Source organism: Paenibacillus sp. S28, assembly GCF_016624415.1.
GTDB classification, from domain to species: domain Bacteria; phylum Bacillota; class Bacilli; order Paenibacillales; family Paenibacillaceae; genus Paenibacillus_AQ; species Paenibacillus_AQ favisporus.
The window spans coordinates 180898-198638 of the sequence record NZ_JACVTM010000005.1; the positions used below are offsets into that span (position 1 = coordinate 180898).

The 17741-nt window shown below is 53.7% G+C and carries 19 protein-coding genes; 17 read left to right on the forward strand and 2 right to left on the reverse strand.

The annotated features are described in order from the left end of the window. Positions 1-30: 30 nt before the first annotated feature. Positions 31-702 carry a beta-phosphoglucomutase gene (gene pgmB / locus IAE55_RS14440; RefSeq protein WP_200633110.1) on the reverse strand — a complete coding sequence of 224 codons (672 nt, stop codon included), beginning with the start codon at positions 700-702 and terminating at the stop codon, positions 31-33. Between the two features lie 92 nt (positions 703-794). Then, positions 795-1832, reverse strand: coding sequence for a LacI family DNA-binding transcriptional regulator (locus IAE55_RS14445; protein ID WP_200633111.1), 1038 nt, complete (start codon positions 1830-1832; stop codon positions 795-797). 459 nt (positions 1833-2291) lie between these two features. Here IAE55_RS14445 and IAE55_RS14450 point away from each other — a divergent pair, with 459 nt between their 5' ends. The 17 genes from IAE55_RS14450 (at position 2292) to IAE55_RS14530 (ending at position 17712) form a co-directional block, all read left to right on the forward strand. Beyond that, the gene (locus tag IAE55_RS14450; protein WP_234489557.1) at positions 2292-4049 is read left to right on the forward strand and encodes an alpha-amylase family glycosyl hydrolase; all 1758 of its coding nucleotides are present in this window, start codon (positions 2292-2294) and stop codon (positions 4047-4049) included. Positions 4050-4592: 543 nt separating this feature from the next. Next, on the forward strand, positions 4593-5915 hold the full coding sequence (locus IAE55_RS14455; RefSeq protein WP_200633112.1) for a sugar ABC transporter substrate-binding protein: 1323 nt from the start codon (positions 4593-4595) through the stop codon (positions 5913-5915). A gap of 229 nt (positions 5916-6144) precedes the next feature. Beyond that, positions 6145-7446: a sugar ABC transporter permease gene (locus IAE55_RS14460; protein ID WP_200633113.1), complete on the forward strand. Its 1302-nt coding sequence runs from the start codon at positions 6145-6147 to the stop codon at positions 7444-7446. Continuing rightward, entirely contained in the window at positions 7443-8288 is an 846-nt protein-coding gene (locus IAE55_RS14465; RefSeq protein ID WP_076172723.1) for a sugar ABC transporter permease, read from the forward strand. Before IAE55_RS14460 ends, IAE55_RS14465 begins: the two co-directional genes overlap by 4 nt. A gap of 283 nt (positions 8289-8571) precedes the next feature. Further along, the gene (locus IAE55_RS14470) at positions 8572-8778 is read left to right on the forward strand and encodes a hypothetical protein (protein WP_105445776.1); all 207 of its coding nucleotides are present in this window, start codon (positions 8572-8574) and stop codon (positions 8776-8778) included. 271 nt (positions 8779-9049) lie between these two features. Next, the gene (locus IAE55_RS14475; protein ID WP_105445775.1) at positions 9050-9679 is read left to right on the forward strand and encodes a hypothetical protein; all 630 of its coding nucleotides are present in this window, start codon (positions 9050-9052) and stop codon (positions 9677-9679) included. Further along, positions 9669-10217: an accessory gene regulator ArgB-like protein gene (locus IAE55_RS14480; RefSeq protein ID WP_234489558.1), complete on the forward strand. Its 549-nt coding sequence runs from the start codon at positions 9669-9671 to the stop codon at positions 10215-10217. Before IAE55_RS14475 ends, IAE55_RS14480 begins: the two co-directional genes overlap by 11 nt. Continuing rightward, positions 10195-10335: an AgrD family cyclic lactone autoinducer peptide gene (locus IAE55_RS14485; protein WP_089549203.1), complete on the forward strand. Its 141-nt coding sequence runs from the start codon at positions 10195-10197 to the stop codon at positions 10333-10335. Before IAE55_RS14480 ends, IAE55_RS14485 begins: the two co-directional genes overlap by 23 nt. Positions 10336-10354: 19 nt before the next feature. Next, the gene (locus IAE55_RS14490) at positions 10355-10732 is read left to right on the forward strand and encodes a LytTR family transcriptional regulator (protein WP_163880297.1); all 378 of its coding nucleotides are present in this window, start codon (positions 10355-10357) and stop codon (positions 10730-10732) included. Positions 10733-10887: 155 nt separating this feature from the next. Next, positions 10888-11532, forward strand: coding sequence for a TetR/AcrR family transcriptional regulator (locus IAE55_RS14495; RefSeq protein WP_105445773.1), 645 nt, complete (start codon positions 10888-10890; stop codon positions 11530-11532). Positions 11533-11654: 122 nt separating this feature from the next. Then, entirely contained in the window at positions 11655-12518 is an 864-nt protein-coding gene (locus tag IAE55_RS14500; RefSeq protein WP_145161532.1) for a transporter substrate-binding domain-containing protein, read from the forward strand. 35 nt (positions 12519-12553) lie between these two features. After that, on the forward strand, positions 12554-13198 hold the full coding sequence (locus tag IAE55_RS14505) for an amino acid ABC transporter permease (RefSeq protein ID WP_076172728.1): 645 nt from the start codon (positions 12554-12556) through the stop codon (positions 13196-13198). Between the two features lie 13 nt (positions 13199-13211). Next, entirely contained in the window at positions 13212-13964 is a 753-nt protein-coding gene (locus IAE55_RS14510) for an amino acid ABC transporter ATP-binding protein (RefSeq protein WP_105445771.1), read from the forward strand. 85 nt (positions 13965-14049) lie between these two features. Beyond that, entirely contained in the window at positions 14050-15264 is a 1215-nt protein-coding gene (locus IAE55_RS14515) for a M24 family metallopeptidase (RefSeq protein ID WP_145161529.1), read from the forward strand. Positions 15265-15495: 231 nt separating this feature from the next. Next, complete coding sequence (gene sda, locus IAE55_RS14520) at positions 15496-15702, forward strand: sporulation histidine kinase inhibitor Sda (protein WP_105445770.1); 207 nt, start codon at positions 15496-15498, stop codon at positions 15700-15702. Positions 15703-16024: 322 nt separating this feature from the next. Then, positions 16025-16726, forward strand: a complete 702-nt coding sequence (locus tag IAE55_RS14525) for a response regulator transcription factor (protein ID WP_200633114.1) — start codon at positions 16025-16027, stop codon at positions 16724-16726. Continuing rightward, on the forward strand, positions 16723-17712 hold the full coding sequence (locus IAE55_RS14530) for a sensor histidine kinase (RefSeq protein WP_200633115.1): 990 nt from the start codon (positions 16723-16725) through the stop codon (positions 17710-17712). Before IAE55_RS14525 ends, IAE55_RS14530 begins: the two co-directional genes overlap by 4 nt. Positions 17713-17741 lie beyond the last annotated feature (29 nt).

Consider the following 17741-nt stretch of genomic DNA (forward strand, 5'->3'; position numbering starts at 1 on the left):
GCTTCACGAACGCCACCTGGTTCGGGGAACCTAGCGGTGAGAAACGAGCTCAAGCAGGCGGACTGTCGTCATGTCCTGCAGCGAAGGCACCACGGCATCCGCCGCACCCAGTACTTCCGGCGAGCCGATGCCGATGCTGCGCATCCCGGCCCGCTTGGCGGCTTCGATGCCGGCCTCGGCATCCTCGAATACGACGCATTCCTGCGGCTGTGCGCCAAGCTCCCGGGCACCCAGCAGGAAAACCTCCGGATCGGGTTTGGCACTTGCCGTTTTGGTCCCGTCGATGATCGCGTCGAAATACGGAACAAGGCCGGTGTTGTTCAGGATGGTCATCGCATTTTTGCTGGCCGATCCCAGGGCAATGAGGATTCCGTTCTCCCGCAGCTCTCGCAGGAAGGCGAGCGCCCCCGGAAGGATCTCCTGTTCATCCATATGCGAAATATACTCGACATACCAGCGGTTTTTCTTGTCGGCCAGCGCGGATTTGGTCGCATCGTCCAGCTCAAGCCCGCCGACTTCAAGCAAAATGTCCAGCGACGCCATCCGGCTGACACCCTTGAGGCGCTCGTTATCCTCCGGCGTAAATACAAAGCCGAGCTCTTCGGCCAGGCGTTTCCATGCAAGATAGTGGTATTTGGCTGTGTCAACCAGGACCCCGTCCAGATCGAACAGGCAAGCTTTAATGGGAGCTGCAGCTGTCATTTGTCATTCCTCCTTATGTAGTTGTGCAAACGTTTGAACAAACAGGTGAAAAGAAATGAAGCACCGGGATGCTCCATATGGTTTTGATACGTTTACGATAGTTTAGGCGGCGTAAAAATGGACGACTCCCGAATCACCAGGCGGTGGGGAATAATGTGTCGTTTCTGAAACTGCCGGTCCCCGTCGTGCTGAATGGACTGAATCAGCGCCTGGGCTGCGGTGTAACCCAAGTTATAGATGCCGATATCCATGCTGCTGATGGGCGGCGTGGACAGTTCGGCGATGGAAATGTTGTTGAAGCTGACGATGCACAGGTCGTCCGGAACACGGTAACCGAGCTCGTGAAGTCCACGCAGGACACCGAGCGAGACGAGATCGTCCATAACCACGAGGGCAGTGGGACGCTCCGGCAGATTCATGAAAAACGACATCGCCCGGTAGCCGCTCTCCTGGAGAAACTCTCCTTCGACGATCCAGTCCTTGCGCATCTCGAGACCCGCCTCTTTCAGAGCGTCCGTATAACCTTTCAGCCGGTCGCGCGAGACGATGTGATTCGGGGGCCCGCTGACAAAACCAATCCGCTGGTGGCCGAGGGATATCAGGTGCTTGGTTGCGTCGTAAGCGGCCTGAACATTGTCATTGTCCACGGACAGGATGTCCGGGTACTTCTCGCTGCGTCCGATCAGTACGAACGGATGGCCGTTCTGCCGCAGAAAATCGACCACCGGATCCTCTTTGCGTGAATAGAGCAGGATCGCCCCGTCAACACGCTTGCCGTTCAGCAGCCGGGAGACGGCCTCAACCTCCTCCTTCTCACTGCCTCCGGAACTGATCAGCACATCGTATCCCGAGCGGTTGGCCTGGGTGACGATACCGCGGATCAATTCCATGAAGAACAGATTCAGGAACAGCTCTTCGGCAGGCTTGGGCAAAATGACGCAAATGCTGCTCGTCGTCTTGGAAACCAGACTTTTGGCCGTCATGTTGGGGTGGTATCCGAGCTCCTCCATGACATCCCGTACCTTCTGCGACGTTTCACGGCTGATTCTGGTGTTATTGGACAGCACTCGGGAGACGGTGGAGGGGGAAACGCCCGCTCGTTTGGCGACATCTTTAATCGTTACAGACATTTGTTACCTCCCTGTGGAACCGTTTGCACTATATCGTAAATGAGAAACGGCCGTCTCATAGACGCTGGCTATTTTACAATTGCTATCTTAGCCGAAAGCCCCAAGCTTGTAAATATCCAACCTGAGGCGGCGAAAGAAGCCGGTGGGATCTGGCTTGTGGCACTTTTTACAAGCAGGAATAGGCGGAGATATTATAAAAAACCATGATATAGATAGAATAGTCAAGAAAATGAAAGATAATACAGTATATATCGCTATATATTACGAAAAATCGGGTATAAATCCAGCTTTTCATAGAAATTAAGCCGTCGTATTCTCCATACAGACCGGTGTCGTCCGAAAGCTGCCCAGGGTCAGTCCAGTTCGCCAGCAATTGTATCCGCTTTCTTTCAGGTGATTGACGGGGCTGATCGGCAGTATTCTGCTCAAAGGATGCCGGATCAAGCAAAGGAGGATGTCATGAAAACAAACAAATGGGGCATGCCGGAAGGACAACAACTGCGGAGGCTGGCAGCAAGCGTAACGGCGGTATTCATGGCGGTTGCCCTGCTGTCGGGATGCAGCAGCACGGGAAACCATGCTGGGAATGACAGCGGGGCTCAAGGCCGGCCCGATGCAGGAGCTGGCAGCCAGACGGCAGAACAACAGGGGCAGCCGGGAACGGGAACCACAGCAGGGGAACAGCGTGGAGGAACTGCCGCCACGGCCGTCGACGAGCAGCCGTCGACCGTGTTCTATGAGGTGTTTGTCCGCTCGTTCTATGATTCAAACGGGGATGGCATCGGCGATTTGAAGGGGCTGACGCAGAAGCTTGATTACCTGAACGACGGCAATCCGGCTACGACCGACGATCTCGGTGTCGGCGGCATCTGGCTGATGCCGATTCAAGCGTCGCCCAGCTACCATGGGTATGACATTACCGACTACGAGGGCATTAATCCCGATTACGGGACGCTGGAAGATCTGCAGGTGCTGATCGCCGAGGCACACAAGCGCGGGATCAAGGTCATCATGGATCTGGTGTTGAACCACACCAGCACGCAGCACCCCTGGTTTGTCAGCGCTTCGAAGGATCCGGGCAGCAAATATAGGGACTGGTACGTGTGGGCGGAAGACCAGAAGCTCAGTCCCACCGGGGTCAGTGCGGCCGGCAGCGGCAGTCCGTGGCATGCCTTGAACGGAAGCCACTATCTAGCCACGTTCTGGGAAGGGATGCCAGATCTGAATTACGACAATCCCGAGGTGCGGGCGGAAGCCGTCCGGATCGGCCAATATTGGCTGAAGCTCGGCATGGATGGATTCCGGGTGGACGGCGCCAAACACATTTACGAGAACCTGCAGAGTGACCGGGGCCAGGCGGCCACAGCCAAAAACACGGCGTGGTGGCAGGAATTCCGGACCGGCATGAATCCGGTGAACAAGGATGCCTATATCGTGGGTGAGGTATGGGAGAATTCGGCCGCTGCCATCGCGCCGTATCTGGATCAGGCCTTTGATTCGGGGTTTAATTTCAGCCTGGCGGAGAGTATCCTGAGCGCGGTGAAGGACGAGAAAGACAACAACCTTGCCTTTACGCTGCAGCGGACCCAGCAATTCTACGGCAAACAATCGCAGGGACGGTTCACCGACGCCATTTTTCTGTCGAATCACGACCAGGACCGCGTAATGAGCCAGCTGGACGGAAATCCGGACCATGCGCGGATGGCCGCGGCGCTGCTGCTGACGCTGCCGGGCAATTCGTTTATTTATTACGGCGAGGAAATCGGCATGCGCGGCGTGGAGCCCGACGAGCGGATCCGGGAACCGATGGTGTGGAGCGATCTGTCCCCTCAGCCCGGCCAGACGTCGTGGGAACAGCCGCTTCTCACCGGAGAAGCAGCGAAAGGAATCAGCGTCCAGTCAGAATCGGCCGACCCGAACTCGCTGCTGTCCACCTATCGGGATCTGATCCGCTGGAGAGAGGACGTTCCCGCATTGCGGGATGGCGATATCCAAAGCTATGACTCCGGCAATCCGGCCCTGGTGTCCTTTGTGCGCCGTAGTGCACAACAAACTGTGCTAGTGTTGCACAACTTGTCAGGCAAGGAACAGCAAGTCCAGCTCGAAGCAGGGCAGGGAAGGGGAATCGCGAAAGTGCTCAAAAGCAGCAATAAATCCACGGTTTTAGAGCAAAGTTTGCTTCGCATCCCTCCATATTCCAGTGTAGTTTTGGAATAAAATTGATGTAATTTAAAGATATATTGCGATATGAAAAGAATTGTGGAGAAAAGTGATGTTTATATTCTGTAAATGGGCTAAAACACATTGTGCAAACGTTTTTACAAAAATATAGACGTTGTGTATGATAAACGCATGTTTAAAGCGCTTACTTGGTAACTTCCGCTAAAGAAAATACCGACGATTCTTGAAAAAACTGCGGATTTACGCTGACCTTGCCATATGATTGCGTAGTCGATCATTGTCCGGGAAGGGCTTCATAACATGCATCCAATCATGTCGTGCCGAGAAAGGCGCTTGCAAATGGGGAGTTAGGCATGTTTATGAAATCGTTTGCGCAAGTATGCAGATCCTCAAGGAGAGTCGGCAGGGCATCAGTAGGCAGGCATCAGGTATTCATTGGAATCGACGAGGTATCAGGCATGAATGGGAGTCAGCAAGGCAGCGGGTGTTACAGGAAGTCAGCAAAGTAGCAGGTATTACAGGGAGTCAGCAAGGCAGTCGTGTTACGAAGTAAATGATCAGAGAGGGGTTCGTTTTGGAATGAAGATGAAAAAGGTTATGGCGCTGGTCGCAACGTTGACCATGGCATTCTCGATTACGGCGTGCGGCAGCTCCGGCAGCAAGGCAGAGGAGCAAACTCCATCCACGACAACAACCGAAACGGCGGCTACAGACGGCCAGTCGGATAACACAGCGGCTTCGGGCGACAGCCTCCAGCCGGAAGAAGGGGCTTCCCTCGTCGTATGGGAGTCCAAAGAAGAGCGCTCTTTTACGGATGAAATCGCCAAGCAGTTTACCGAAAAGTACAACGTACCGGTCAAGATTGAAGAGGTAGCGGCAACAGATCAGGTAACGAAGCTGTCCCAGGACGGTCCGTCGGGGCTTGCAGCCGACATCGTAATGTTCCCTCACGATAACCTGGGCAGAGCCGCGGCAGCGGGACTGCTGCTCGCCAACGATGCGTTCAAGGACGAAACGGTGAAAAACAACACGGAAGCCTCGATTCAAGGCGTTACCTATGACGGCGTGCTGTACGGGTACCCGAGAGCGGCCGAAACGTACGCCCTGTATTACAACAAGAGCCTTGTGAAGGAAGCGCCAAAGACGTTCGATGACGTCATCGCGTTCGGCAAAACCTTCACCGACAAAGCCAAGAAAAAATACGGCATCATGTGGGAAACAGGCAACATGTATTTCAACTATCCGTTTATCGCAACGACCGGCGGATACATTTTCGGTAAAGACGGTACGGATAAAGACGATATCGGCCTCAACAGCGAAGGCGCGGTCGAAGGCCTGAAAACCTATGTGAAGCTGAAGGAAATCCTTCCGGTGAAGAGCGGCGACATTTCGCCGGACATCAAGCGCAGCTTGTTCAACGCGGGTGACGTGGCGATGGACATTAACGGTCCGTGGGAGCTTGCCGGCTACAAGCAAGCGCTCGGCGACAACCTTGGCGTAGCTCCGATCCCTACGATCGGCGGCAAAGCGGCAATCTCGTTCTCCGGCATCAAAGCCTGGTACGTCAACTCCTTTACGCAGTATCCGAATGCAGCCCAACTGTTCGCGAACTTCGCCTCCAGCAAGGACGCTCAGCTGCTGCTGAACACGAAGGTTGGCTCCATCCCGACGAACAAAGAGGCGCTGGAATCCGATCAAATCAAAAACGATCCGTACATTTCAGCGTTTGCGGAGCAGACGAAAAACTCCCAGCCGATGCCTTCCATCCCGGAAATGGGCAACGTATGGAGTCCGGTGAATGCGGCGCTGCCTGAAATTTGGGACAACAATGCGGATCCGAAGGCGGCGATGGATAAAGCGGCACAGCAAATCAAAGATCTGAACAACGGCGCAACCAAGTAAGGCATCGGCGCACCGCTGTCAGGTAAGGCAAACGTTATGAATGGAAGTATGACCCGCCGCCATCAACCGCAGCGGGTCATTCCCTGACATACCGGTACCGCTGGAAAGCGCGCACGCTTCGGCTGCCGGTATCGCCAAGGAACAGAGCCGGGAAAGCGCGGCCTGTCTTCTTGGAAGCAGTACCTCCGGGGGTGCTTCCGTTGACCCGGGGAGAGGAGAAGAGGATACGATGAACAGGCTCCGCGGCAAAGCCGCTTTACTGTCGATTATCAGCATGGGATTGGGACAAATCTATAACCGCCAATGGATCAAAGGCATCTTGTTCCTGCTGATCGAGGCTTTTGGCATTTACTACTTCATCAACAATTTAGGAAGAGCGCTTTGGGGGATTACGTCGCTCGGGGATACGCCGCGTCTGCTCGTGAAAGGCAAGTGGATCGATGGCGACCACTCCATCTTTATCATGATTCAAAGCTTAATTACGCTGCTGTTTCTGCTGATCTTTATCGTCGTATATGTCATGAACGTCAGAGACGCGTACCATACGGCGATCAAACGGGAAAACGGGCAAGCCCCAAACAGTTTCGCCAAATCCATTAAATTTGTGATGGATTATAAATTCGCCCAAGCCTTTTTGACGCTGCCGGCGCTCGGCATCTTGTTCTTTACGATCATGCCGATCCTGTTTATGATCATGCTGGCTTTTACAAACTATTCCGCACCGAACCATATCCCTCCGGCGAAGCTGGTCGACTGGGTCGGATTCCAGACCTTCAAAGATCTGGTGTCGCTGAAAACCTGGAGCCATACGTTTTTCGGCGTATTAACTTGGACCATTATCTGGGCGGTTCTGTCCACGGCGACCACGTATTTGGGCGGCCTGCTCGTTGCGCTTTTGATCAACCAGCAGGGCATCAAATTCAAGGGCATGTGGCGGACGATCCTGGTTATCCCTTATGCCATTCCGCAGCTGATTTCGCTGCTCGTCATGAGGAATATGTTTAACGGCCAGTTCGGGCCGATCAACCAGTACCTCGGCTACTTCGGGCTCGGCGGCCTTCCTTGGCTGACCGATCCGTTCTGGGCCAAGGTGACGGTTATTCTCGTCAACATGTGGGTGGGCATCCCGGTCTCGATGATCCTGATCATGGGCGTGCTTACGACCATTCCGAAGGATATGTACGAAGCGGCTGAGGTCGACGGGGCAAACGCGTATCAGAAGTTTCGCATCGTTACGCTGCCGATGATCCTCTTCTCGACGGCACCGACACTGATCATGCAGTTTGCCGGAAACATCAACAACTTCAACATGATTTTCCTGCTGACAAACGGGAACCCGGTGGTCGGAGACTATCAGTACGCGGGAGCAACGGACCTTCTCGTGACCTGGCTGTACAAACTGACGCTGGATCAGAACAAATACAATATGGCGTCGGCTGTCGGCATCATTATCTTCCTGATCATCGCCATATTCTCCATCTACAATTACCGGCGGACCAAATCATTTAAAGAGGAGGATATGATCCAATGAGCGGACGTCAAGGCAGAAAAGCAGTTCGGCTAACGGTCAGCTACATCATTCTCATCATCATGGCCATCGGCTCGATCTATCCGGCCCTCTGGGTCATTCTCGGCTCCTTCCGCCCGGGGAAATCGCTCTACAGCAAGACGCTTCTTCCGGAAGCGTTCACGCTGGACCATTACCGGGAACTGTTTACGTCCAGCAGCATTTTGTTCGGCCAGTGGTACATGAACACCCTGAAAATCGCCGTGTGCTCGATGATCATCGGCGTCTTCCTGACCCTGCTCACGAGCTATGCGGTGTCGCGTTTCCGCTTCAAGTGGCGCAAGACGGCTTTGTCGACCGTGCTCATCCTCGGCATGTTCCCAGGATTCATGAGCATGATCGCGATTTACCTGCTGCTGAAGGAGTGGCATTTGCTGGATACGCATCTCGCACTGATCATCGTCTATGCGGCGGGAGCGCCGCTAGGCGGCACCTTTATCGCCAAAGGCTTTCTCGACACGATCCCGCGGACGCTGGACGAGGCGGCAAAGATCGACGGAGCGAGCAACTGGACGATTTTCAGCCGCATTATTCTGCCGCTGTCCCGGCCGATGCTGACCTATATGGCGCTGACGCAGTTCGTCGGCCCATGGGTGGACTACATTTTTGCTCGCCTCGTGCTGCGGACGAAAGAAAATTGGACGCTGGCGGTCGGATTGTTCGACATGGTCAGCACAAATCAGAATACGAACTTTACCACCTTCGCCGCAGGGGCGGTTCTGATCGCGGTGCCGATTACGATCCTCTTTATTTTCTTGCAGCGCCTACTGGTAGACGGTTTAACATCGGGAGCGAGCAAAGGGTAAGCAGAGGATGGAGATTTACTCATCCACGGGCGAGCTGCCGTAACGGGTTGTTTTTTTGATAGACATAATAAAAAAATGAAAGGCACAGTTTTCGCATCATGCATGCAGGCTGTGCCTTTTTATTTGGAGGCTGGCTGTAGCTCCAGAGTGCACCGGGCCCAATTCACGTACAATCAGGAAAGGTTTTCCTTGGATAAAAAGTACCGGATAGGGAGGGATTCGCATTCATATGAAGTATATGTTATAGAGGTGAAAAGAAATAGATCGAAGGGAGTTTACCTATATGAATCAATCATGTTTCGAAGACCGGATTTACTGTATGGGATGCGGCAAGCTCGTGAAGGAGCACGAGGCCAGACAAGTGCTGAAGACCGGATACTATATGCACACTCACCGGCTGGCGGCGGGATGCGATGAGTGCGGAGCGCATTACGTGGATTTGCTGCCGGATGAGACGGCCTCCAGAGCGGCGAGCTACCACCCATTTTGAAAGCGTATTCAAATAAAAAGGGTTTGTGTCGATTTAACCGGGAACATGTCGTAAAAAAATTCGCTAAAACATAAAATTCCATCTTTCGTTTTTATCGACAACGTCGTATGTTTATAGTAAGTAAAAAATTCCAATTTATAAAATATATTAGGGAAGCGAAATGCACCGGGGAAGTCCCTCGGCGTATGGATGCTGGCCGCCGCCTGTGAACCGTGAGAATAACGGAAGAAAAGTCAAACATAGGAATGGTACGGTAGTAGGAGGAAGTTAGGTGGAAGCTCTCGGCTTCATGTTTTTTTCAACGCTGGAGACATTTGCGATCTATTCGCTGACGATGTCGCTGTTTAGGTTCAAAACCTCGGATTACTTGTGGCAGGCTCTGTGTATCACGCTGCTGGCGAATGTGCAGAGCTATGTTATGAGGGACGAGCTGTCGCTGGCATTTGCGGCACCGTTAATCACGATTCTGATTTACATTCTGCTGTATACGACCGTGATGAAGATTCCTCTGGCCTGGTCGGCTATCTGCACGATTCTGGGTTATGCGCTGTATGCGCTCATCCAGACCGTCTATGTGCTCTGGTTGTTCGGATCGGTTCAGGAAGCCAGCGCCACGGACGTTAACTCTTACAGCTTGCAGGTTGTCTCGGCGTTAACGGGACTTGGGGTATCGTGGCTCATGTACAAGTTTGGCATCGGGTTCGCCTTTGACTTTGAAAGGCTGCGCTTCAAGAAAGAGCACATCGTGCTGGTGCTGCTGATTATGGTCACGCTCGTCTTGGTGGAATTTATTTTCTATTACAACAAGGTATGGATCAACGTTCTGTTTTTCGCCTGCACGTTCGGCCTCTTTTTGTATTACACCATCCGAAAGGAAGAGGAGGATATCCATGCTGATTGAAACGGCCGCCGTACGAATCGCCGAAGGGATCAAGCGGCAGGTTCCGGATCATAAATCCTCGGTGAACATCCTCAAACATGCGATTGCCGTCATTCTGAACGTGGTGTTGATTATCGCCCTCACGCTGCTGATCGCGTTCTTCACAGGGCATATGGACCGCGCGGCGACAGCGCTGATCGGATTTGCGTTGCTGCGCCAATTCACGGGCGGTATTCATCTGAAAACCGGGGAATGGTGCGTGCTTGTCACCACCGCCTTGTTCACCCTGGTGTCGTTCATCGAGCTGTCCGCCTTCTATGTTCAGATACTGAACGTTCTCAGCATGGTGCTTGTGGCTGTATTTGCTCCGAGCAAAATCGAAAAGCAATCCAGAATACCGCGCAGGCATTATCCCAAGCTGCGGGTGATCGGAGTCCTCATTGTACTGGCCAACATCCTGATCCAGTCGCAGACGCTTGCCGTCGTCTTCTTCGTCCAAGCCCTCAGCCTGATTCACCGAAAGGAGGTGAAACGCCATGTCACTGATCAGCAAAGTTAAGCACAGCACATTCACAGCCATTGCTTCGGCATTAACGCTGGTAGCTGTGTATCTCGTAAGTGTTGCCAGTCCTGTGTATATTTACAGCGGTGAGACGCCAGAGGAGCTGCTGAAGTGAAATGGAGGAGCTGATTCAGATGCAATATCTTACGGTTTCACGAGATATTGAAGGGGAATCAGGCATCGTCAATCTTCGGGTACACGATATTTTGTTCATGGAATTCAGCATTCCGGCGGATCGGGTTGTCGTTCATACGATGGAAGAGCAGTTTTATATGAACGGCACGCTCAAATACTGGTCCGGCATGCTGAGCGCGAGCGGGTACACGTTCCGCAACGTGGACCGGAACCTCGTCAACGTGGACAGGATTATGCTGATCGACAGCGTGTACAAGAAGGCGTATTTTGAGCCGGAAATCCATAAAGGCTCCAAATGCTGCACCATGGCGTTTAAAAGGTACAACAAGATTAAAGAGGAGCTATTAGCCTATAACCCGGGAATATTGATCGTCTGAAAGGAGCTGCGCTAAGCAGCTCTTTTTTTTGCTTCTTCAACGCTTCTCAAAAGGCGCAGAGCTGCTCGCGAGGAAGAAATTACGCTTGACCCCAAAGGCTTCATATACTATAGTAAACCCATCGGAATTAAATTAACTGACTCGTCAGTCAAGTGATGAAAGGGGTCCTGATTCTGCCATCGCAAACTAATGAGGAACCGCAGCGCGAGCAGGAACTGAGGCAGGCCGCCCTCGAGCTGTTTGCACGCAAAGGTTACCATAATACAAAGATATCGGAAGTGGTGAAGGCGGCCGGCGTCTCGCAGGGGACGTTCTACTGGTATTTTGACGGGAAGGAGCAGATGGCCATCCGTTTGGTGGAGAACGGTCGGGACAAGCTGGTCGAGGTCATTGAACAGGGATACCGCAAGCATGCGGGATCTGTAGACGACATGGTGAATTCCTCAGCCAACCTGCTGACCAACCTGTTCGAGTTTGCCAATGAAAACCGGAATTTGATGGCCTTTCTGCTGATCAAGGGGCAGGGCGCTGATCCCAAGGTCCGTTCGGCGGTATCGGAAGTGTGGATCGCGTTTGAAGAGGCCTTTAAGAAAAATGTGCTCCGCGCTATAGAGTTGGGCATGCTGCCGCAGTTTACGGACGTTTCGCTGCGCGTGAACATTCTCGTGTCGCTCATCACGGGCGTTTTGACCAAATGGTTGTTCGGTCCGCTGCATGACGTGGACTACGAGCCGGTATACACCGCATCGCAGATTGCCGAAGAAACGGCCCGGTTCGAGTTCCGCGGGCTGCTGGGTTAAATATTACAACCTATATAGAATGAACTAAAGAAATGAATAACACAGGCCTCTATTGGGCCGTATAACAGGAAGTTCAATAAAAACATTAGTTCAATCTATATATTTTAAGGGGGATTATAGAAATGAAGTTTAGAGTCAAATCACTATTTATGTCGCTGTCGCTGATCGCCGTTATCGCTCTGGTACTGGCCGGCTGCGGCAAAGATCCGGCGTCTTCGGGCAGCAATGCTTCCGGAGGAAGCGGCAATCAGGCGTCTTCGTCGGCTGTCAATCTGCTTGAACAGGTCAAGAAGAACGGAAAAATCAAGGTAGGTTTGATGGGGACGTATGCCCCGTATAACTTCTTGAACGACAAGAAGGAAGTAGACGGGTACGACGCCGACATCGCCAAAGCGATCGCCAAGAAGCTCGGGGTTGAGGCTGAGTTCATTACCGGCGAATTTTCGGGCCTGATCGAGGGGCTGCAGCAGGGGAAATACGATGTGCTGATCAGCCAGGTGACGATCACGGATGACCGGAAGAAAACGATGGACTTTTCGGAGCCATACATCAAGAACTCCGTAAATGTGGTCGTGAAGAGCGACAACGATACGATCAAGTCGATCGATGATTTCAAGGGCAAGAAGATCGGTGTCGGACTTGGCACCAATGACGAGAAATACCTGCGCGACGAAGCGATGCCGAAGGTTGGCAAGTTTGAAATCGCGACATACAACGACGTCATTTCGTCTCTGATGGATTTGAACACGGGCCGGATTGACGCAACGATCAACAACATGTTCGCCCTGAAGCCTCTTATCGACCAGAACCATCTGAAGATCAAAGCGGTCGGCGATTCCATCAAGGACGATTATGCCGGTGTTGCGATGCGCAAGAACAATCCGGAACTGCTGGATGCAATCAACAAAGCGCTGGACGAAATGAAGACCGACGGAACGCTGAAGGAAATCCACCAAAAATGGTTTGGCGTCGATCCAAGCTTTTAAGTTATGAGTCTTACAGCTGTGGGAGGCCGTTTTAAATGAAATTGGTAATGGATAATTTGGGTTTTCTGTTTACGGGAGCCTATTACACCCTGCTCATCACGATCGTCTCCATGTTTTTTGGGTTGTTTATCGGACTGTTCACAGCCATCGCCCGGTTAAAAGGAAACCGGCTGATCGCCGGCATCGCCAGGGTATATGTGTCCATCATCCGCGGAACCCCGATTATCGTGCAAATCTTCATCATTTATTTCGGCTTGCCCGATTATGGGATTACCCTGGGGCCGCTGACGGCAGCATATATTGCGCTTAGCATCAATATCGGCGCTTATTTGTCTGAAACTTTCCGCGGGGCGATTCTGTCCGTGGATAAAGGGCAGACCGAAGCGGCACTGACTCTGGGGCTGACGCCGTGGCAGACGATGCGCAAGGTCGTTCTGCCCCAGGCGGCCCGGGCGGCGATTCCGCCAATGGGCAACACGTTTATCGGCATCTTAAAGGAAACGTCGCTCGTGTCCATCGTCACGGTTACAGAGCTGCTGCGATCGGCACAGCTGCTGATCGCGCAGTATTACGTGGCGATGCCGTTCTACCTTGCTATCGCCGTCATGTACTGGGTGATGAGCACAGGCTTTTCGGCGATTTTGAACGTCATTGAGCGGAAGCTGTCCAAGGCTTATTAAGGAGGGAGAAGGCATGATCGAAGTCAGCCATTTAAGCAAAAGCTTCGGATCGTTATCGGTTCTGAAGGATGTGAGCCTGAACATTCGGCAGGGCGAAATCGTGGTGCTCTTGGGTCCCAGCGGCTCGGGCAAAAGTACCTTGCTCCGGTGCCTGAACGGCCTGGAACAGGCTGATGCCGGCTCGGTCCGCATCGACAGCGTCCACATCGAAGCTGCGATGCGCGCCAAAGAGCGAAAAAAGGCGGTCCACGAGCTGCGCAGCCTGACGGGCATGGTGTTTCAGTCGTTCAATCTGTTCCCTCACCTCACCGTCCTGGACAATGTGATCATGGCCCCGATGACGGTGAAAAATATGCCAAAGGAACAAGCGGTTGACATTGCCGAAAAACTGCTTGGCAAGGTAGGCCTGGCGGAGAAGAGGGACGAGTATCCTTCGCGGCTGTCCGGCGGGCAGCAGCAGCGGGTGGCAATCGCCCGCGCTTTGGCGATGGAGCCGAAGATCATGCTGTTCGACGAGCCGACATCGGCGCTGGATCCGGAGCTGACCGGCGAGGTGCTGCAGGTGATGCGGCAGCTGGCGGAAGAAGGAATGACGATGGTCGTCGTTACGCATGAGATGAAATTCGCGCAGGAAGTGGCGAATCGGATCGTGTTTATGAGCGAAGGCATCATTCAGGAAGAAGGGGCGCCGGAGCATTTCTTTGCCGGACCGAAGACGGAACGGGCGCGCAAGTTCCTTCGCCAGATGGCGCAGGAGCCGGTCTAAGGCTGGAATATAAACGATGATACACGGACTTAAGAACGGAAATACGGAGACAGGACAGCCTGATCCGAAGGAGTTGAAGCGCAGCATGAATGATCATCAGCAGCATCTGGACATGATTTCGGAGCGGGTACGGCGGATCATGGACAGTGAAAATATCGACGCGCTGGTCGCGACCAGCAGCGAAAATTTTTATTATCTCTCAGGGCATCAGAGTGCCTTTATGTATACCCTGCGCATGAGTGAGGTTGGGCTGGCGGTTCATTTCCGCGATCCCGCGCGGAAGGCAGTCGTCATCATGAACGATTTCGAAGCCGCCGGGTTTGCCGGGGATCCCGAGCAGTATGAGGTTCGCACCTACCCTACTTGGGTAGATGTGGATGATCCGCTTCATTTGAAAGGCGGCAGTTATCAAGGGAAGCGGCCGGTGTCCCCGCAGGCGGAGGAGATGTTCGGCGTCCTTCAGCAGGTGCTGGAGGAGTACGGCATCTCCCGGGGGCGAGTTGCGGCCGAGCTGGATTTGATGCGGCATTCATCCGTGATGGCGCTGCGCAAGGCGTGCCCGGACATTTCCGAGCTGGCCGAGGCGGGGCCGATCTTCACGCGGCTTCGGGCGATCAAGACGCCGTGGGAAATTCAGCAGCTGCGCCGGGCATGCGCTTATGCGGAAGCAGGCGTCGAGTACGCGGTCCGCGAAATCGAGCCGGGTGTTTCTGCCGCAGGGATCGTGGATGCGTTCCGGAGATCGCTGATGCGGAATCCGGACGGGTCGACGCCGCGGTTCCATATGATTTCGGTCGGGGACCACTTTGCCCCTGTGCAAGTGTTTGATACCCGGCCAAGCCAGCCGGGGGACGTGATCAAGTTCGACGTAGGCGTCGAGGTGGCCGGCTACGGCTCGGACATCGCCCGCACCTTCGTGCTGGGCGAGCCTACGGATGTCACGAAGCGGATCTATGAGGCCCTCCGGCGCGGGCATGACCGCCTGCTGCAGACGATCGAGCCCGGGATGCCGATGCAGGCGGCATTCCAAGAGGGGATGAGCGTCATCCGTGCGGCGGGGCTGAGCCAGTACAACCGGGGGCACCTGGGGCATAGCGCAGGGCTGAGCCTTGCCGCGGAGGAAGGGCCGTTCATCAGCCCGTCCGAGACGGCGGTTTTTGAGCCGAACATGGTCGTCTGCATCGAGACGCCTTACTACGGCTACGGGATTGGAGCCATCATGATTGAGGATATGCTTCTGATTACGGAGAACGGCGTGGAGCGGCTGAATCGTTTAAGCACGGATTTGGTATCTTTGTAATTAAGCGTAATGGAAGTAAAGTTTTGTCTGATTAGGGATTAATTTGACGAATTGATATTTTTCTGGAAAACATTCATCCCGATGAAAGTGCGTTTACAAACCGGCTGACTTGGTTTTAAATAGGGTAAGCCCATTTTCCTCGCAAAATTGGTTACTCATCATTAAGGGTTCCTTTCCTCCTGGAAGATCTCCAGGATTCTTAGGGAACCTTGGAAGATCGGGGGGATTGAAATGCAAATCTTGTCTGATGAACAGCTGCTGGAATGCGTGATGCTGGCCAAGCAGTTGGAACTGGATCGGGAATTTCTGGCCCTGTTGATGTCGGAGCTGCAGCGCCGGGGAATCGAGCTGCAGGATGAGGACGGTGTTCTCCATCAGGAGAATTATCAGGTATCCGGAAGCCGCGAGCTCGATGCAGCCGAAATGTACTTTGCATGATCGGGAGAGTCGTCATGAGACCCATGAGAGCGCCGTTGCAGCACTTGCTTCGGGCTCACCGGTTGAGCACCTGACTGAAGAGAATAAAGGCCTCAGCGATGCTGGACCATTCCATATTCGGTAACAAGATTTTCGCTGCAAGCGGTCTGCTTTCAGTGAATGTATGCAATTGGATCGTTTGAGACAAGGAGCTGCGCCCTTTGAGGCTGCAGCTCCTTTTTTTATGGGATTCCTGCCTGGAATTCGGCCCGGCAGGCCGGACATGGTACAATACCAAAGGAGTGAGAAGACACCTTTACTTTTCCAAAGGAGATTTTTCGTCATGTTTAAAATTTTCATTGTCGAAGATGACAAGAAGCTTGTCAGCCTGCTGGAGGAGCATTTGCATAAATTCGAATATGACACGCGTTCCGTGACAGATTTTGCTGCGGTTCTGAGCGACTTCCAGAGCTACGATCCTCACCTGGTGCTGCTCGACATCAATTTGCCGAAATACGACGGATACTATTGGTGCCGGCAAATTCGCGGCCTGTCGACATGCCCGATTATTTTCATATCGGCCCGGGAGGGCAAGATGGACCAAGTGATGGCGCTGGAAAACGGGGCGGACGATTATTTGACCAAGCCGTTCGATTATGAAATCGCCGTTGCCAAAATCAGCAGCCAGCTTCGCCGGGCGTACGGTTCGTATGCCGCATCCCAGCAGACGCGGTCCGTCACGGTCTCAGGGCTTACGCTGGACGTGGACCGGCTCTCTCTGACCTTGAACGGGCAAAAGGTGGAACTCAGCCATACCGAAGCCAAAATATTAGAGGAACTGCTGACCCGCCAGGAGCAGGTCGTCAGCCGCGACCGGCTGCTGGACCGGATCTGGGATGACCAGTCGTTCGTGGATGACAACACCCTGAATGTCTACGTTACCCGCGTCCGCAAAAAACTGTCGGGGCTCGGCGTTCAGGATGCCGTCCAGACCGTCAGGGGCCAAGGTTATCGGCTGCTTCCAAACTGGGAGGACGAAGCATGAAGCTGTATCTGAGAGACCAAGCCCCGCTTATCGCCCTTTATATTCTGCAATTATTTCTCATCACGCTGGTATACCGGCTCGACGGATACCGGAACACCGAGGTCAGCCTATATGCGGCGCTGCTCAGCAGCTTCCTGTTCGCCGGGTACCTCCTGATCCGGTACTGGCGCAACCGGACCTTCTATGCTCGGCTGTCCGCGCCGTCCCCGACGACGGAAGAGCTGCTGAACAACAAGCAGCAGACTCCCTTGTCCCTGAGCCTGCACCGTCTGATCAAGGGGCAGTACCGCCGCTATCAAACCGAGCTGCAGCAGTATAAGCACAAGCTCGATTCCCATATTCAATTCATCAACCAGTGGGTGCATCAGATGAAGACGCCTGTGTCGGTCATCCATCTGATCATTCAGCATCAGGACAAGCCGGAGTTTACCGCGATCGGCGATGAGCTCGACCGGCTCCGCAAGGGGCTGGACATGGTGCTGTACACCGCCCGGCTCGACACGTTCGAAAAAGACTTTTATGTGGAAGAGCTGGATCTGGAGCAGGTGGTGCGTTCGGTGACGTCCTCCCAGCGCCGGCTGTTTATACGAAGCCGCATCTTTCCTGCCATCGAGTTCGAACGGCCGCTTCGGATTACTTCAGACGAGAAGTGGCTGTCCTTTGTGGTGACCCAGCTGGTCACGAACGCGGTCCGGTATTCCGCAGGGGAGGAGCGCCGGCAAATCCAGTTCCGCGGATACCAGAGCGGCAGCGAGGCGGTTCTGGACATCCAGGACGAGGGCATCGGCATTCCTCAGGGGGATCTGCCGCGCGTGTTCGACCCGTATTTTACCGGCGAGAACGGCCGGTTGTACCAGGAATCAACCGGGATGGGACTGTACCTGGTCAAGCAGATTTGCAGCCGCATGGGACACGGCGTCGAGATCGAATCGGAGGAAGGACGGGGAACGACCGTCCGGATCAGGTTCAAGCTTACAAATGTGTAAGCTAGTGTAATGTTGCGCGATGGCAGGCT

Excerpts from the sequence above, each read along its gene's own strand:
- pgmB (WP_200633110.1), bottom strand. The coding sequence starts at position 702 with ATGACAGCTGCAGCTCCCATTAAAGCTTGCCTGTTCGATCTGGACGGG.
- IAE55_RS14445 (WP_200633111.1), bottom strand. The coding sequence starts at position 1,832 with ATGTCTGTAACGATTAAAGATGTCGCCAAACGAGCGGGCGTTTCCCCC.
- IAE55_RS14450 (WP_234489557.1), top strand. The coding sequence starts at position 2,292 with ATGAAAACAAACAAATGGGGCATGCCGGAAGGACAACAACTGCGGAGG.
- IAE55_RS14455 (WP_200633112.1), top strand. The coding sequence starts at position 4,593 with ATGAAGATGAAAAAGGTTATGGCGCTGGTCGCAACGTTGACCATGGCA.
- IAE55_RS14460 (WP_200633113.1), top strand. The coding sequence starts at position 6,145 with ATGAACAGGCTCCGCGGCAAAGCCGCTTTACTGTCGATTATCAGCATG.
- IAE55_RS14465 (WP_076172723.1), top strand. The coding sequence starts at position 7,443 with ATGAGCGGACGTCAAGGCAGAAAAGCAGTTCGGCTAACGGTCAGCTAC.
- IAE55_RS14470 (WP_105445776.1), top strand. The coding sequence starts at position 8,572 with ATGAATCAATCATGTTTCGAAGACCGGATTTACTGTATGGGATGCGGC.
- IAE55_RS14480 (WP_234489558.1), top strand. The coding sequence starts at position 9,669 with ATGCTGATTGAAACGGCCGCCGTACGAATCGCCGAAGGGATCAAGCGG.
- IAE55_RS14485 (WP_089549203.1), top strand. The coding sequence starts at position 10,195 with ATGTCACTGATCAGCAAAGTTAAGCACAGCACATTCACAGCCATTGCT.
- IAE55_RS14490 (WP_163880297.1), top strand. The coding sequence starts at position 10,355 with ATGCAATATCTTACGGTTTCACGAGATATTGAAGGGGAATCAGGCATC.
- IAE55_RS14495 (WP_105445773.1), top strand. The coding sequence starts at position 10,888 with ATGAAAGGGGTCCTGATTCTGCCATCGCAAACTAATGAGGAACCGCAG.
- IAE55_RS14500 (WP_145161532.1), top strand. The coding sequence starts at position 11,655 with ATGAAGTTTAGAGTCAAATCACTATTTATGTCGCTGTCGCTGATCGCC.
- IAE55_RS14505 (WP_076172728.1), top strand. The coding sequence starts at position 12,554 with ATGAAATTGGTAATGGATAATTTGGGTTTTCTGTTTACGGGAGCCTAT.
- IAE55_RS14510 (WP_105445771.1), top strand. The coding sequence starts at position 13,212 with ATGATCGAAGTCAGCCATTTAAGCAAAAGCTTCGGATCGTTATCGGTT.
- IAE55_RS14515 (WP_145161529.1), top strand. The coding sequence starts at position 14,050 with ATGAATGATCATCAGCAGCATCTGGACATGATTTCGGAGCGGGTACGG.
- sda (WP_105445770.1), top strand. The coding sequence starts at position 15,496 with ATGCAAATCTTGTCTGATGAACAGCTGCTGGAATGCGTGATGCTGGCC.
- IAE55_RS14525 (WP_200633114.1), top strand. The coding sequence starts at position 16,025 with ATGTTTAAAATTTTCATTGTCGAAGATGACAAGAAGCTTGTCAGCCTG.
- IAE55_RS14530 (WP_200633115.1), top strand. The coding sequence starts at position 16,723 with ATGAAGCTGTATCTGAGAGACCAAGCCCCGCTTATCGCCCTTTATATT.